Annotated in this window: 16 protein-coding genes; 1 reads left to right on the top strand and 15 read right to left on the bottom strand. The window is 68.4% G+C overall.

Annotated features, from left to right (window positions below):
- Nucleotides 1-107 (bottom strand): antirestriction protein ArdA (locus ACP7AG_RS20930; protein WP_426033321.1); only part of this gene is annotated, 107 nt, incomplete at its 3' end.
- A gap of 229 nt (nucleotides 108-336) precedes the next feature.
- On the opposite strand from ACP7AG_RS20930, the gene ACP7AG_RS20925 reads away from it, so the two are divergent.
- Nucleotides 337-1,065, top strand: coding sequence for a hypothetical protein (locus ACP7AG_RS20925; protein WP_426033320.1), 729 nt, complete (start codon nucleotides 337-339; stop codon nucleotides 1,063-1,065).
- A 109-nt stretch (nucleotides 1,066-1,174) separates the two neighbouring features.
- Here ACP7AG_RS20925 and ACP7AG_RS20920 read toward each other — a convergent pair whose 3' ends face one another.
- From ACP7AG_RS20920 to ACP7AG_RS20855, 14 genes are all read right to left on the bottom strand, one after another.
- Nucleotides 1,175-1,510, bottom strand: coding sequence for a hypothetical protein (locus ACP7AG_RS20920; RefSeq protein WP_426033318.1), 336 nt, complete (start codon nucleotides 1,508-1,510; stop codon nucleotides 1,175-1,177).
- 250 nt (nucleotides 1,511-1,760) lie between these two features.
- The gene (locus ACP7AG_RS20915) at nucleotides 1,761-1,982 is read right to left on the bottom strand and encodes a DUF2274 domain-containing protein (protein WP_426033316.1); all 222 of its coding nucleotides are present in this window, start codon (nucleotides 1,980-1,982) and stop codon (nucleotides 1,761-1,763) included.
- Nucleotides 1,979-3,139 (bottom strand): TrbI/VirB10 family protein, encoded by a 1,161-nt coding sequence (locus ACP7AG_RS20910; protein WP_426033314.1) that lies wholly within the window; start codon nucleotides 3,137-3,139, stop codon nucleotides 1,979-1,981. The genes ACP7AG_RS20915 and ACP7AG_RS20910 overlap by 4 nt, the downstream gene beginning before the upstream one ends.
- The gene (trbG, locus tag ACP7AG_RS20905; protein ID WP_426033312.1) at nucleotides 3,136-3,963 is read right to left on the bottom strand and encodes a P-type conjugative transfer protein TrbG; all 828 of its coding nucleotides are present in this window, start codon (nucleotides 3,961-3,963) and stop codon (nucleotides 3,136-3,138) included. Before trbG ends, ACP7AG_RS20910 begins: the two co-directional genes overlap by 4 nt.
- A complete protein-coding gene (trbF, locus tag ACP7AG_RS20900) occupies nucleotides 3,960-4,646 on the bottom strand; it encodes a conjugal transfer protein TrbF (RefSeq protein WP_426033310.1) in 687 nt (228 codons plus the stop codon). Before trbF ends, trbG begins: the two co-directional genes overlap by 4 nt.
- On the bottom strand, nucleotides 4,646-5,914 hold the full coding sequence (gene trbL, locus ACP7AG_RS20895) for a P-type conjugative transfer protein TrbL (protein ID WP_426033308.1): 1,269 nt from the start codon (nucleotides 5,912-5,914) through the stop codon (nucleotides 4,646-4,648). Before trbL ends, trbF begins: the two co-directional genes overlap by 1 nt.
- Nucleotides 5,911-6,153, bottom strand: coding sequence for a putative entry exclusion protein TrbK-alt (trbK-alt, locus tag ACP7AG_RS20890; protein ID WP_426033306.1), 243 nt, complete (start codon nucleotides 6,151-6,153; stop codon nucleotides 5,911-5,913). The genes trbL and trbK-alt overlap by 4 nt, the downstream gene beginning before the upstream one ends.
- Complete coding sequence (gene trbJ, locus ACP7AG_RS20885) at nucleotides 6,150-6,869, bottom strand: P-type conjugative transfer protein TrbJ (RefSeq protein ID WP_426033304.1); 720 nt, start codon at nucleotides 6,867-6,869, stop codon at nucleotides 6,150-6,152. The genes trbK-alt and trbJ overlap by 4 nt, the downstream gene beginning before the upstream one ends.
- The gene (gene trbE, locus ACP7AG_RS20880) at nucleotides 6,866-9,304 is read right to left on the bottom strand and encodes a conjugal transfer protein TrbE (protein WP_426033302.1); all 2,439 of its coding nucleotides are present in this window, start codon (nucleotides 9,302-9,304) and stop codon (nucleotides 6,866-6,868) included. The genes trbJ and trbE overlap by 4 nt, the downstream gene beginning before the upstream one ends.
- Before the next feature lie 3 nt (nucleotides 9,305-9,307).
- On the bottom strand, nucleotides 9,308-9,574 hold the full coding sequence (locus ACP7AG_RS20875; RefSeq protein WP_426033300.1) for a VirB3 family type IV secretion system protein: 267 nt from the start codon (nucleotides 9,572-9,574) through the stop codon (nucleotides 9,308-9,310).
- A complete protein-coding gene (locus ACP7AG_RS20870) occupies nucleotides 9,574-9,867 on the bottom strand; it encodes a TrbC/VirB2 family protein (protein ID WP_426033298.1) in 294 nt (97 codons plus the stop codon). The genes ACP7AG_RS20875 and ACP7AG_RS20870 overlap by 1 nt, the downstream gene beginning before the upstream one ends.
- 70 nt (nucleotides 9,868-9,937) lie before the next feature.
- Nucleotides 9,938-10,894 carry a P-type conjugative transfer ATPase TrbB gene (gene trbB / locus ACP7AG_RS20865; RefSeq protein WP_426033296.1) on the bottom strand — a complete coding sequence of 319 codons (957 nt, stop codon included), beginning with the start codon at nucleotides 10,892-10,894 and terminating at the stop codon, nucleotides 9,938-9,940.
- Between the two features lie 328 nt (nucleotides 10,895-11,222).
- On the bottom strand, nucleotides 11,223-11,546 hold the full coding sequence (locus ACP7AG_RS20860; protein ID WP_426033294.1) for a hypothetical protein: 324 nt from the start codon (nucleotides 11,544-11,546) through the stop codon (nucleotides 11,223-11,225).
- A 359-nt stretch (nucleotides 11,547-11,905) separates the two neighbouring features.
- On the bottom strand, nucleotides 11,906-13,021 hold the full coding sequence (locus tag ACP7AG_RS20855; protein WP_426033292.1) for an HWE histidine kinase domain-containing protein: 1,116 nt from the start codon (nucleotides 13,019-13,021) through the stop codon (nucleotides 11,906-11,908).
- Nucleotides 13,022-13,484: the final 463 nt, after the last annotated feature.

Raw genomic sequence — 13,484 nt, 5'->3', positions numbered from 1 at the left:
GCGTCATCCTCGACATCGATCCAGACGCCGTGCAGCCAGCCGTTGTTATAGGCCGCCAGACAGGCGACATAGATGCGGGGTTTCAGCTTTTCAGTGGCTTGTCCCATGATCTTCATCCTCAAAGCAGGGTTCAGCATGAACCCTTGCCCGTCGGCGAGACCGGGGGTGCAAGCGGAGGGGCGGCTTCGCGGGGACCCGGCTGCAGGACGGCCAAAGGCCGGCCGAAGCTGGGCGGAAGACGATCCGAAGCGCGCCGGGGGCGGAGCCCCAAGCCTTCCGAGCGACGCTGCCAGCAAAAAGTGCCAGCTTGCGCGCTGACCTCCAGGGAGAGGGTTGATGTGGCCCACCGAAAGCGAGACGACCTACTTCCTCAAAGATCGCACCACATTCATCCGCTACTATTTCGACGAGGCCGCCAAACCGTTCGTCGACATCCACGAGCGCATCAATGCAGGAACCTCACCGTTCGAGCTATACGGCGACCCGGAAGACGGTGGGCCCCTGTATCAAGCCGAATGGGAGGGCGCTGAGATCGCGATCGCGCTGATCGGCCAAACCTGCGTATCGCTGCTCGCCGACAGCCTGAAGCTCTATTTGAACACCTGGCGCCAGCGCGAATTTCGGTTCGCTTTCGACAAGCACGAAGACAAGCTGGCCGCGCGCGAAGGCTTTGTCGCCGCCTATCGCGCCGCCTTCTCCGAGATCTTCGGCCCGCGATGGAGCCAGTGCGCCGCCCGCTTCGACATCATCGACCAGGTCGTGTTGGCGCGTAATCGCAGCCAGCACGGCGACAGCCTGCTCTCCATGCGCGCTCGGCACGATCGCAAGACACTCGACAAGCACCCCTTGCCGTTTTTTGCCCGCCCCGCGGAGATCCAGGCCTGGGTTCCGCGCGACGATCTGTTTGGATCCTACTTGGCCCCGCCCTTGCGGATCTCCCGTGAAACGCTTTGGGCGGCCATTGGCGAGATCGAGGCTTGGGCCGAGTGGCTCGACGCCAATTTCGAGCACGCTTGGTCCTGGCCCACGCTCAGCGTGGAGGATGATCCAAAACCGACGGCGTAAATCGCATTCGATGGGATGAGTACGACATGCGCGACCCGGCCAGCTTGATCACGGCGCGGCTTCCTCGAAATCGACGGGCTTGGCAGCCCCTGACAGGCCGCGATCCGGCTTAACCCGTCTTGGACAACGGCGCCGGCGAAGACATCGCCGACTGCCAGGCGGCGATCAGCACACGATTGGCGACCGCTTCGCTGAGCGCGGCCAGACGCACCAGGGTCACCCCCTTGGATCCGCGTCGCCCGGGTTCGGGCTCGAGCGCGCTCGAGACTTCGGTCAACTGAGCCTGGTCCGGGGGAGACAGCTTGACCACGGCCCAGTCTGCCCGAGGCCAGCCGACCGTGGCGAAAACCTTGCCATGGACGGCCAGACGCACCGCGCCCATCACGGCCTTGGACTTCACCATGGCCAATCCGGCCCCGATCGCGGCAAAGGCTTCAGGGCTCATCGGCGCGTCTCCCAGGTCAACTTCGATCGCGGACGGACGAAATCATGAGTCGACGCCCTCCCAAACGCGGCCTGTCTCAGGGACCCGACACCAGACGCACCGCGCCGGCGATTGCTCAACAGAGGCCCTGGAACCAGGCGCGACTGGCGCCTTGCCTGTCCGCGCTTGATCGTCGGCGCTCTGCCCGCCTTGATCCGGCGCCGACCCCGGAACCGAGGCCAAAGGCCTGGCCAAGGCGTCCCAGACGCCGTCAGTCGGCACGCTTTCGGCCCCGCGCGAACCCGCGGTCAGTGGCCATGAACCGCGCCAGCATCGGGGCGATCAGCTTGACCGGCTCGGCGACCTTCCCCCCGGTCTCGGCGGCCAGGGCCTTGGCGTAGTCGGCCAAGTCGCGATGCACCGCGGCCGGAAGGTCGACCGTGATCTTGACCGGCAGGTCGTCTTCGAGCGGCCCCAGCTTCAGCTTGCTCATGGTCGCGTCTCCTCGTTGTAGGGTTCGAGCACCAGATCCCGCGACAGCAGAACGCGAAGCGGCGCGCCGGGCCGGATCGTCAGGGTCGGGGTCAAGTTCAGGCTCCGGCCCACGGCCTGCTGGCCGACATCGCTGACCGACTGACTGGCGCCGCGGCGGATCGCCCGTTCAAGGTCGCCGCCATCGCTGGATTGCCCAGCATCCGCGCCGATCGCCAGCACGGTGCTGAGCGCGGCGGCGGCGAGCACCGCCCGGCCATGGCGATCGACACCGTCTTGCAAGCCGGCCATGCCTTGGGCGTCGGCGGCCGGCAACTTGTCCAGGACGATCGAGCGTCCCGACGGCAGGATCAGGCGCGTCCAGATCACCGCCAGCCGGCTCTGCCCGGACTTGGTCGTGGTTTCGTAGTCACCGATCAGCCGCGCGCCGGCCGGTATCAGAAGATGATGACCACCCAGGCTGTCGAAGACGTCCTGGCTGACCTGGGCGATGGCCAGACCGCTGGCGTCCGATCGCAATCCGGTGACAAGGGCGGCCGCGATGATCGACCCGGCTTGCAGGAGGTAGGGCGAGGCTGGCGCCTGCAGCCGCTCGGGGCTGGTCGTTCGCGGATCGTCGGCATGCTCCGGGCCGACGGGCGCAACCAACGCCGCCGTCGACGACGGCGACGGCGTGGCGGCCGCGAACAAGGCGCTGGCCCGGGCGGCCTGACGCGCGGCGATGACCGGATTGGGCCGCGGCGCGGGACGGGCGCTAGAGGGCGACTGAGCCTCGAACGCGCTCGGCCGCGGCGCCGCCGGACCGCCACTGGCGCCGGCGCCGCCGGCCTCACGGGCGCGCTGGGCGCTGAGGATGGGGCGGCCAAGGTCGCCGGGCAACGGCGGTCCCAGGACCGGCGTGTCGCCGCGTTTGAGATAGTCCTTGGGCAGGCCCGTGACCTGTTCGGGGGGCGAGGCGACCTGCGTCACGACACGGCTGGGCGGCGCGCGATCGTGGTCGCGTAGCGACCAGGCCAAGGCCCCGGCCACACCGGCCGCCAGAACTGCCCCGGTAACCACCAGGGCCTTGCGCGACACCTGGGTCACCGACCGGGCCGACCCACGCAGCCGAAGGTCCTTGGCGATGGCCTGTTGCTCCTGTTCGATCGTCTCGCTCATCGTCCGATCTCCTGGGCTGCGGAAACTCGCTCAAGACGCACCCGACGCTCCCAGCGCTTAAGCCCCAGGCGCAGCTCGGCGCGGTCGAACAGGCGGTCGACCACCAGTCGCCGACCCTCGACCCGATAGTTGACCAGTTCGGAGCTCTTGCCGTCCGCGCCGACCAGGAACAGCGGCGGCAGATCGGCGAGCACGACGCCCTGTCCAAACTCGACATAGGTTCGCTCGCCATCGTCGAAGACCCCGGTGGGCCGCCAAGCCGCCGCACCCTTGATCCGATAGGCCCGATTGAGCGGCGCGGCGGCCATGGCCGCCGCCGTCGGGGCGCCGGCGCGCGATGCGGTCGCGTCGACCGCCGCAGCGGGCGCGGCGGCAGGCTTGTCTTGGGCGCCCGGCGCCGCCGCCGGGTAGCGCCACCACACCTGGGACAGGAAAGCACGCTCCGAGGCCCGCAGGTCGAGATGATAGGTGCGGCGGTTGGTGTTGATGATCAGGTTGGTCGACAGTCCCACCTGTACCGGTTTGACCAGGATGTGAACACGGCGCGCCGCGCCCTCCCCGCTTGTGGTGTCGCCGATAACCCAGCGCAGTGTGTCCCCCGCCGCGATAGGATTGGTGTCGACCAGGGCCTCTCCGGCTTCGAGGACCAGATCGGTGATCCGTCCTGGCGCGGCCACGATGTCGAAGACGCCGCGTTCGCCGTAAAGGAACTCGACGGCGTCCACGGTCTGGGGCGCGGGCGCGGTCCGCGCGGCTAAGGCCGATCCGCCCACGCCAGCGGTCAGGCTCGCGCCGAACGACGCGATCAAAAGCGGCCGGATCATGCGCCGTACTCCCGCGACCAGGCGATGGCCCGGACGAAAATGCCGAAGGGATTTTTGACGAAGGCGTCGGGCGAGGCCGGCGGCGCGATCACCAAGGTGAGGATGGCGCTCCAGCGCTGGGTGGAGACCAGTTGGCCATCGACATAGCGTCGCTCGATCCAGGCTAGCCGAAAGCTGTCGGGCGAGGCGCGCACGACATTGCTGATCTCGACCGAGACCTGGGCCTTGCCGACTTGCTCGAAGGGATTGGCGCCCCGGGCATAGTCGGACAGGGCCGCGGCCCCATCGGCGTCGGTGAAATCGTAGGCGCTGCGCCAGTTTTGCCCTAGCACCACCGGGTCAGCCGGCAGGGACCGGGTGTTCTCGACAAAGCGCGCCAGGGTCCAGGCGATGACCGGATCGGGCGGTCGATAACCGCGCACCGCCGGGCCGACCGCCTGGATTTGGCCCAACCGGTCGACCTCGACGACCCAGGGGACGAGCGCGCCGCGCGAGGCCTGCCAGATCATGCCGCCCGACTGGATGAGGTTGGCGGCCAGAAGGCCCAGGGCGATCAGCCGCCAATTGGCCGCCTGGACGCGGGCGCTGCCGATCCGCGCGTCCCAGGCCTGCCCGGCCTTCTGATAGGGGGTTTCAGGAACGGGGGTCGCGCCCAGGCGCGAGGGGCCCTTGAAGGGGTTCATCAGCTTTGCTCCGAGAGAGAGGGACTGGCGCCGCCGCTATGGTCGTCGCCGCTGGCCAGGCCGTGGGCGGCCAGGCTCGCGCCATGGGCCAGGGCTTGTTGGGACTTGAGGTCGCGGGCCCAGGACGGCGCCTCCGCGCTCTCGGAGGCCGGCGCGGAGCCGGCCGGCGGGGCGCCGGACCCCGACCCGCCACTGTCCGATCCCGAACCCGCAGCCGCCTTGGCCGCGGCGGCGCTGGGCGCGGCCGGGCCACCCTGGGGCGAGGGTCCGCCGCCGCTGGGTCCACCACTGGGGCCGGCAGCTCCGGCAGGCGGCGCGCCGCCCGGCGGCGGACGAGCGCTCCCGCCCGCCCCGGCGGCGGCGGAGGCCAGGCTCGCGCCGCCGCCGGCCGCCATCTGCACCGCGCCGGCTCCGACCATGGCCATGCCCGCGACGGTCAAGCCGGTGCCGATCGCCGCGCCCGCGCCAAGCTGCGGCGCGCCGGTGACCAGGCCCGAGGCGACGCTGGGACCGAAGATCGACAGGCCCAGCAGTGTCAGAGCCGCCAGGGCCATGGCCAGCACCTCTTCCAAGGTCGGCTGACCGACAGAGGCGTTGTTGAACTCGGCAAACAGCGTCGAGCCGATGCCGACGATCACCGCCAGCACCATGACCTTGACGCCCGAGGCGATGACCGCGCCCAGCACCCGCTCGGCCAGGAAGGCGGTGCGTCCAAAGAGCCCGAACGGCACGAGGACGAAACCGGCCAGGGTGGTCAGCTTGAACTCGATCAGGACGACAAGGATCTGCACGGCGATGACGAAGAAGGCGACGATCACCAGCAGGGCGACGGCCAGCAGGATGACGATCTGGACGATGTTTTCGAAAAAGCCGGGAAACCCGCCCAGGTCGCTGGCGGCCTGAAGGATCGGCTTGCAAGCGGTGATGCCCAGGGCGGCCAGCTTGCCGGGCCGCAGGAAGTCCTCGGTGGAAATCCCCGCGCCCGACGCCTTGAGGCCAAGGCCCGAGAAGCTCTTCAGGACGATCGCGCTGAGGGCATGAAAGTTGCCGATCAGGAAGGCGAAGAAGCCGACATAGAGGGTCTTCTTGACCAGCCGAGCGGTGACGTCGTCTTGAGCCCAGGCCCAAAACAGCGCCGCCAGGGTCATGTCGATGGCCACCAGGGTCGTGGAGAGGAACGCCACCTCCCCGCCCAGCAGACCAAAGCCGCTGTCGATATGCTGGGTGTAGACGTCCAGCATCCGATCGATGACGCCGGTATCGCTCATGACGCCGTCCGCCCGAAGAAGCGCTCACGCGCCGCGGCCCAGGCCGCGCGGCAGGCCAGGTCGCCCTGCGGCGCCGTCCGGCATCGCGCCAGCTCGCGCTCGGGTCCGGCGCCCAACGCGCCCGTCGCGCCGGCGGGCCGACCCGCGTCGGAGGGTGGAGCCTGGGACGCCCTGCCCGCCAAGACAGCGGCCCCCAGCAAGATGATCAGTGAAGTCCCCCAGACAAGGGACCGGGTCATGGCTGGGGCGCGGCTCCCATGAACTTGGCAAAGCGGGCCTTGGCGTCGGCGCGGGCGGCGGCCCGGTCGGCCGCATCCAGCGCCTCGGCGCGGCCATTGGCGACGACGACGGCGGTCAAGGCGGATAGCTGTTGGGCTTGGAGGGCCAGGAGCTGGTTACCGGCCTGTGCGGCCTGCAGCGCACCGCCCGCGCCCTGGCTCGCCGAGACCAGGTTCCGCATCTCGACGCGAGTGGTCTCCAGGCCCTCGACGACGCCGGCCTGAACCTTCAAGGCGTCCTCGAAGCTAGCCACCGAGGTCGCCCAACGGGTTTCGGCCCGCAGGGTCAGGTCGGCGTCGCTGGCGGTCAGGTCGGCCAGGCCATAGCGCCGATGGAAGGCGTCCTGGATATCGCGAACATTATAGGCCAGCGCGCGGGCCTCGCCGAGCAGGGCCTGGGTGGCGGCGACCTGCTCCTGCAGCGCCGACAGCGACGAATAGGGCAAGCTGGCGAGGTTCCGCGCCTGGCCGATCAGCATCTGGGCCTGGTTCTGCAGGCTGGTGATCTGGTTGTTGACCTGCTGCAAGGCGCGGGCGGCCTGCAGGACGTTTTGCGCATAGTTGCTGAGGTCATATACGGCGACCTGGGCCTGGGCCGTCGGGGTCAGGCTGGTCGTGGTGGCGATCATGGCCGCGCCGCACAGCAGCGCCGCCAACCGGCGTCGGGGGAAGGTCATTCGGAACGCTCCGGAAGGGTGATGTCAGCGAGGAGATCGGCGGCCCACGGCAGGCGGCGATGGCGCAGCCAGGCGGCGGCGAAGCCGTCCGGACCGTGGGCGGCCAGGACCTGGGCGATGTCGGCTTGGTCGGTCTTCGAGGACGCGGCGCAAAAGGCGCGGGCGATGGGCCCCAGACCCAGGTCGAAGAGCCGTTCGCCAGCCCTGGACTGGACGTAGTAGTCGCGCTTGGGCGTGGCCTCGGCGACGATGTCGATCTGCCGGTCGTTGAACCCGAACCGGCGGTAGGCCGCAGCGCCCTGCGGGTCGCGCGCCCATCCGTTCGGCAGGAAGATCCGCGTCAGGCACAACTCGGCGATCGCCGAGGCGAGGGGGCTCTTCTCGATCTGCGACAGCGAAAGAGTCGTGAGGACGACGGATCCGTTCTTCTTGCGGATCAAGGCCAGCCAGGCCTCCAGCTGCGGCCCGAACGTCGGGTCCACCAGGGCAAGCCAGGCTTCGTCCACCAGAACCAGCGTCGGCCGACCGTCGAGGTCGCGCGCAAGACGGTGGAAGAGATAGGCCAGCACGGCTGGGGCGGCGAGCGTGCCCAGCAGGCCTTCGGTCTCGAAGGCCTGGACCGCGGCTGCGGCCAACGCTTCATGATCGGCGTCAAGCAACCGTCCCCAAGGCCCCGCCAGGGTGTAGGGCGCCAAGGCGTTCTTCAGGTCCAGGGTCGGCAACAGCGCCGCCAAGCCGGTCAGAGTCCGTTCTTCGCGAGGCGCGGAGGCCAGGCTCGCCAGGGCCGACCAGATGTGATCGCGCACGGTCGGGGTCATGACGACGCCCTGTCCCGAAATCAAGGCGGCGATCCAGTCCATGGCCCATACGCGCTCGGCGGGGTCGTCGACGCCCGCCAGGGGCTGCAAGGCCACGGCGGGTCGCTCGGCGTCGAGCAGCACCCCGCCCAAATCATGGAAGACGCCGCCCATACCGAGGGCTGCGGCGCGAATTGAGCCGCCGAAATCAAAGGCGACGATGCGCGCGCCGGCGTAGCGTCGAAACTGCAAGGCCAACATCGCCAGGAGCACGCTCTTGCCGGCGCCGGTGGGACCCACGACCAGGGTGTGGCCGACATCGCCCACGTGCAGCGAGAGCCGAAACGGCGTCGCCCCCTCAGTCTTGGCCATCAGGAGCGGCGGGCCGCCCAGGTGGGTGTTGGTCTGCGGCCCGGCCCACACCGCCGACAGCGGCGCGATGTGGGCCAGGTTCAGCGTCGATAGCGGCGGCTGGCGGACATTGGCGTAGGTCTGGCCGGGCAAGGTCCCAAGCCAGGCTTCGACCGCGTTGATGCGCTCCTTGATGATCGTGAAGTCGCGACCGGCGATGACCTTCTCGGCCAGGGCTAACTTGGCGTCTGCGCGGTCGGGGTTGTCGTCCCAGACCACCAGACTGGCGGTGACCAGGGCGTAGGCCACCGCGTCGGCGCCCAGATCCTGCAGGGCCTGGTCGGCCTCGCCAGCCTTGTTGCTGGCGTCATTGTCGACCAGGGCCGAGGGCTGCTGGGTGAGGGCCTCCTGCAGCAAAGCCCCGATCGACTTGCGCTTGGCGAACCACTGACGGCGGATCTTGCCGATCATCCGGTTGGCGTCGGCCTTGTCCAGGCACAGGGCCCGGGTCGACCAGCGATAGGCGAAGGCCAAGCGATTGAGCTCGTCCAGAACGCCCGGCAGGGTCTGGCTTGGAAAGCCGACAATGGTCAGGGTGCGCAGGTGGGCGCCGCCCAGCCGCGGCTCCAGGCCGCCGGTCAGCGGCTGCGTCGCCAGCAATGCGTCTAGCTGCATCGGGGTCTCGGGGACGCGCACGCCTTGGCGCCGGGTCGTCACCGCGCCGTGCAGGAAGCTCAAGGTCGCCGCGTCGTCGAGCCAATCGGCCTCGCGCGTCAGGCCTTGAACCAGGGCCAGCAAGCGGTTGGAACGATCGAGAAAGCCGGCGACCTGGCCGCGCCAGTCGATCTGGCCGTGCGCGCGGCCTTCGACGAAGAGGTTCTCCAGACGCCCGGCGCGCTCGGCCGGCGGCAGGAACACTAGCGTCAGGAAGTAGCGGCTCTCGAAATGAGCCCCCTCCTCCAGGAAGGCTTGGCGCCGCTCGATATCGACCAAGGCCGAGACCGGATCTGGAAAGACGCTGTCGGGATAGGCCATGGCCGGATCGCGGCGGGCCTCGATGAAGATCGCCCAGCCCGAGCCGAGCCGTCGCAAGGCGTTGTTGAGGCGCGCGGCGACCGCGGCGACTTCGGCGTCACCGATCGATTCCAGGTCAGGTCCGCGAAAGCCCGCAGTGCGCTGGAAGGATCCGTCCTTGTTGAGGATCACGCCGGGCGCGATCAAGGCGGCCCAAGGCAGATAGTCGCATAGCAGCTTGGGACGGCGGGCATATTCGCGAAGGTCCAGCATCGGCTAGACCTCCAGCCGCGCGGGAAGCCGTACGTGGCGGCGTCCGACATCGAAAATCAGCGGGTCATGGCGCGCGGCCCAGACCGACAGACCGTGGCCGACGAGCCAGACGACCAGGCCCACCAGCCAAAGCCGAAGGCCCAGGCCCAGGGCCGCGGCGAGGGTGCCGTTGACCAGGGCGATCGCGCGGGGCGCGCCGGCCAGGAGCATCGGCTGCGTCAGGGCCCGATGAACAGGCGCGGCGAAGCCGGTCGCGCGATCGCCCGCCATCAGACCAGCGCTCCGCCGCCGAACGAGAAGAACGACAGGAAGAAGCTTGAGGCGGCGAACGCGATCGACAGGCCAAAGACGATCTGGATCATCTTGCGCGAGCCGCCGGAGGTGTCGCCGAACGCCAGGGTCAGACCGGTGACGATGATGATGATCACCGCGATGATCTTGGCCACCGGGCCTTCGATCGACTCCAGGATCCGCTGCAGCGGTTCTTCCCAGGGCATGGACGAGCCGGCGGCCTGGACCGGACTGGTGGCCATGATCGCCATGCCCCAGAGACCGGCGATCATCGACCGGAGGCTCAGGGACGAGAGCCGAAAGCGCGGCGGCGGAGGAGACAAGGATCCAGGCGAGACGAGGCTACGAGACATCGGCATTCTCCTTGAAGGTCAGGGCGGGGGTGAGCTGGTAGGCGCCGTCGGGGCCAAGGCCCTCCAAGCGAGCCAGATCGACCAGGCGGCGCAGGCGGCCGCGGCCGGCGATGACGGCCACAAGGTCGATGGTTTCGGCGATCAGGCCGCGCGGCACGGTGACCACGGCTTCCTGGATCAGTTGCTCCAGGCGCAGCAGGGCGCCGAGCGAAGAGCCCGCATGCAGGGTGGCCACGCCCCCTGGATGGCCCGTGCCCCAGGCCTTGATCAGGTCCAGGGCCTCGGCCCCGCGAACCTCGCCGATGATGATCCGATCGGGCCGCAGTCGCAGCGAGGAGCGGACGAGGTCGGCCAGACTCGCCACGCCTTCCTTGGTGCGCAGGGCCACCAGGTTGCGGGCCGGGCATTGCAGCTCGCGCACGTCCTCGATCAGGACCACGCGCTCATCCAGGGCGGCCACCTCGGCCAGCAGGGCGTTGACCAGGGTGGTCTTGCCGCTGGAGGTCGGACCAACGACCAGGATGTTGCGGCGCTCGCGGACCGCGTCGGCGAGCACCCTTGCCTGCCCGTCGCTCATCACGCCGTGCTCGACATAGTCGTCGAGCGGAAAGACCACGCTGGCGGGCTTGCGCAGGGAGAAGGTCGGGCCCGAGACCAGCGGCGGCAGAAGACCCTCGAAGCGCTCGCCGCCGCCGGGCAATTCCGCGGCCAGGCGCGGCCGACCGGCATGGACCTCCACCCCGACATGGTGGGCGACCAGGCGGATGATCCGCTCTCCGTCGGCGGGGCTCAGCGACAGGTCGGCGGGGCGAAGGCCGACATCGAAGCGGTCGATCCACACCGCGCCGTCGGGATTGAGCATGACCTCGGCGACGCCGGGGTCCTCCAGCCGCGCCAGCAGCACGGGGCCCAAGGCCGTGCGCAGCATGCGATGGCTACGCGACATCTCCAGATCAGGCTTGGAAGGCTCCACGGCGTATCCCCGTTGTTGACGGGGACGAGTAAGAAGACCGCGAGCAGGCTGGCCTCAACAGCCAAATCGTCTGGTCAATCGGGGAGAAAGAAAGAGAACCTGACGGCAGGTTTGCCCGGGCCCGAGGGCGGATCGCACGACCATGGCCCCCTCGCGGAGCTAGTTTTGCGCTGCAAACCCGATGACTACCACACGGCCCATCACATGGGCTGAGCCGCCCGCCTGGCAGGGTTGAACCGCGCCAAAACCAGGATGCTTAACCCTGCACGGACAAGCGGCGCCGACGCAGGCGGGCCGATGCCTAGTGGCCGCCCTCGACCCAATGCACGCCGGCCGCGAGGAACGCCTCGGCGAGCGCGGCCTCGATCTCCAGCGACTCCCACTGGCGCATGGGATTGAGATGGGCGGCGAGATCGGGCAGGAGCCGAACGCCAAACCGTCGCGCGGCGCTGCTGGCCTTGTAGCCGGCCTTGTGCTGATCAAAGCGCAGGTCGGGATCGCGAGAGGTCTGGCCGACATAGAGGCCCCAGGGGTCGCTGCGTCGGGGATCATGCAGCAGCACCACATAGACGGAGTGCTTGGCGCCGCGCGCGCGATGGGTCGTTGCCGAGAACCCGCGCGCCACGCGGCCGGCCTTAACGATCCAATCTGGCCCCGAGCCTAACATAGCGCCAAGGCTATGGCCGCCCTCGCCCTGGCGCTAGCCCTCTGGCCGCCGGCGGTGTGTAGCCGCCAAATGCCCGAACTATGCGAAAGGCCCTCCTGGCCGATGCGAGGCGTGGCGGATGAGCGATCTGGCTCGTGCCGCTGGCGCAAAAAACCGCCAGCCGCTTTAGCGTAAGCCAACACGGCAGCAGGTCCAGGAGGTCACAGGCTTTGTCGCGCCATAACCGGACTCTCGACCCGCTCCAAGATCACGACACTCGCTCCAAAGAAAACACAGCGAGATCAAGTGGTCTGCTCGGTCGTTTGCGCGCGCCACTCTCACAAGCTGCTTGAAACACTCCGTTGGTGCGCTGGCGATGCGCGAAGCATCGAAAGTGGACTGTCGAGTCGATAGACAATGCCTTCGGGGTCATATCGCACGGTGACTTCGCCATGGAGCTGCTTGGCTAGGGCGCCCAGCAGTCGCGTGCCGAAACCTCGTCGAGTGGGCGCGATGACGGGCGGGCCGCCCGATTCAGTCCACGTCAGGCTGAACAGCTGGCTCAATTCATCGGCCATCGAGATGATCTCGACGCACCCCTTCGCATTGGACAGGGCGCCGTACTTAACCGCGTTGGTGCATAGCTCGTTCAGCGACAGGGTGAGAGGCAGAACCGCCTCGGGGCCGATCTCGATCGCCGCGAAAGGGACGACGAAGCGCGGCATGACATCGCTCTCAAACGGCTCGACGGCGGCCGCGACCAGTTCGGTCAATATCGCGCCAGCCTCGTTGGCCTTGAGCAAGAGGTCCTGGGCTCGCCCCAACGCCGCCAGGCGGCTGGAGATCGCCGCGTTTGCCTCCTCCAAGGTCGCGGCCGATCGCAGGCTTTGAGAGGTGATCGCCAATACCGTCGCCAGCATGTTCTTCATGCGGTGATGCGTCTCGTCCAACAGCAAGCGCTGCAGGCGCTTGGCGCCCTCCTGCTCTGTGGCGTCGATCCCCGCCTCTTTCAGCAGGCGCGCCGCATCGTGCCTGGCGATCTGAAGAAGATCCCGCAGGTCGGAATTCTCGGTCTCAAGCACGTCTCGCGTCGGTGAACCGGTGACTTCGCGGACGGCGACGATGACCACCTGGCCCTCGGCGGAAAGATAGGGGCTGAGACTGATCTCCGACCGAAACTCGCTGCCGTCCTTGCGCCGCGCCGCCAAGCTCAGGCCCGCGCCCATCATCCGCGGGGTCGGGTCGTTCATGAAGCGGGCCATGTGACCCGCGTGGCTGCTGCGATAGCGCTCGGGTAGGAGGAGGTCTGGCGACTGGCCGAGAAGCTCGCCGGGGGAATACCCCAACATGGCTTCTACGCGCCGGTTGGCGAAGTTGATCCGGCCGGCGGCGTCGACGAGGATAACGGCGTCCGGGTTGGCTTCCGAGAACTCACGATAACTGTTTTCAGTCATGCCTCGCGCCAGTCGCGACAGAGCCCGTGCGCTGGCAGCTCCGAAGTGGAGTTCTTGGGAGAGATCGCCATGGGCGCCCTTCGCAGAAGGCTGGAGGCTCGCAAGGCGAAAGCCATTCCCAGGTCGCACGCGTCGGGAGCACGGCCCCTCGATCCCCGACCATAGCCTATAGCGGACCCGGGCGTGATGTGTTGTTGCGTCCCCGCTCACGGCACTTGACTGACATTCGACGGACCAAAAGGGCCGTCATGTATTCATCGATCAGATTCAGCAGGTTCAGTTCGGTCGCGAGTTTGCCGCGACCGAGGACAAAGGCGTCCTTCTCGCACCGTCGCAGTCGAGGTTGCGCCACGAGCAGACATTGGGATCGCTCCATGAACCGGACCTAGACACACTGCGAAGGTCCGGATGCGGCCCTCGCGCCTCCTTCCGCTTCCGACCCCGGTCGGACGACCAGCAGGTC

It is taken from the genome of Caulobacter sp. DWP3-1-3b2 (assembly GCF_049896325.1).
Lineage (GTDB): Bacteria > Pseudomonadota > Alphaproteobacteria > Caulobacterales > Caulobacteraceae > Caulobacter.
Note: the sequence above shows the minus strand (reverse complement) of the source record. Positions and strands in the feature narration are given on the sequence as shown.

Excerpts from the sequence above, each read along its gene's own strand:
- trbE (WP_426033302.1), bottom strand. The coding sequence starts at position 9,304 with ATGCTGGACCTTCGCGAATATGCCCGCCGTCCCAAGCTGCTATGCGAC.
- trbB (WP_426033296.1), bottom strand. The coding sequence starts at position 10,894 with ATGTCGCGTAGCCATCGCATGCTGCGCACGGCCTTGGGCCCCGTGCTG.
- trbG (WP_426033312.1), bottom strand. The coding sequence starts at position 3,963 with ATGATCCGGCCGCTTTTGATCGCGTCGTTCGGCGCGAGCCTGACCGCT.
- trbF (WP_426033310.1), bottom strand. The coding sequence starts at position 4,646 with ATGAACCCCTTCAAGGGCCCCTCGCGCCTGGGCGCGACCCCCGTTCCT.
- ACP7AG_RS20870 (WP_426033298.1), bottom strand. The coding sequence starts at position 9,867 with ATGATCGCCGGTCTCTGGGGCATGGCGATCATGGCCACCAGTCCGGTC.
- ACP7AG_RS20920 (WP_426033318.1), bottom strand. The coding sequence starts at position 1,510 with ATGAGCCCTGAAGCCTTTGCCGCGATCGGGGCCGGATTGGCCATGGTG.
- ACP7AG_RS20855 (WP_426033292.1), bottom strand. The coding sequence starts at position 13,021 with ATGACTGAAAACAGTTATCGTGAGTTCTCGGAAGCCAACCCGGACGCC.
- ACP7AG_RS20915 (WP_426033316.1), bottom strand. The coding sequence starts at position 1,982 with ATGAGCAAGCTGAAGCTGGGGCCGCTCGAAGACGACCTGCCGGTCAAG.
- trbK-alt (WP_426033306.1), bottom strand. The coding sequence starts at position 6,153 with ATGACCCGGTCCCTTGTCTGGGGGACTTCACTGATCATCTTGCTGGGG.
- trbJ (WP_426033304.1), bottom strand. The coding sequence starts at position 6,869 with ATGACCTTCCCCCGACGCCGGTTGGCGGCGCTGCTGTGCGGCGCGGCC.
- ACP7AG_RS20875 (WP_426033300.1), bottom strand. The coding sequence starts at position 9,574 with ATGGCGGGCGATCGCGCGACCGGCTTCGCCGCGCCTGTTCATCGGGCC.
- ACP7AG_RS20925 (WP_426033320.1), top strand. The coding sequence starts at position 337 with ATGTGGCCCACCGAAAGCGAGACGACCTACTTCCTCAAAGATCGCACC.
- ACP7AG_RS20910 (WP_426033314.1), bottom strand. The coding sequence starts at position 3,139 with ATGAGCGAGACGATCGAACAGGAGCAACAGGCCATCGCCAAGGACCTT.
- trbL (WP_426033308.1), bottom strand. The coding sequence starts at position 5,914 with ATGAGCGATACCGGCGTCATCGATCGGATGCTGGACGTCTACACCCAG.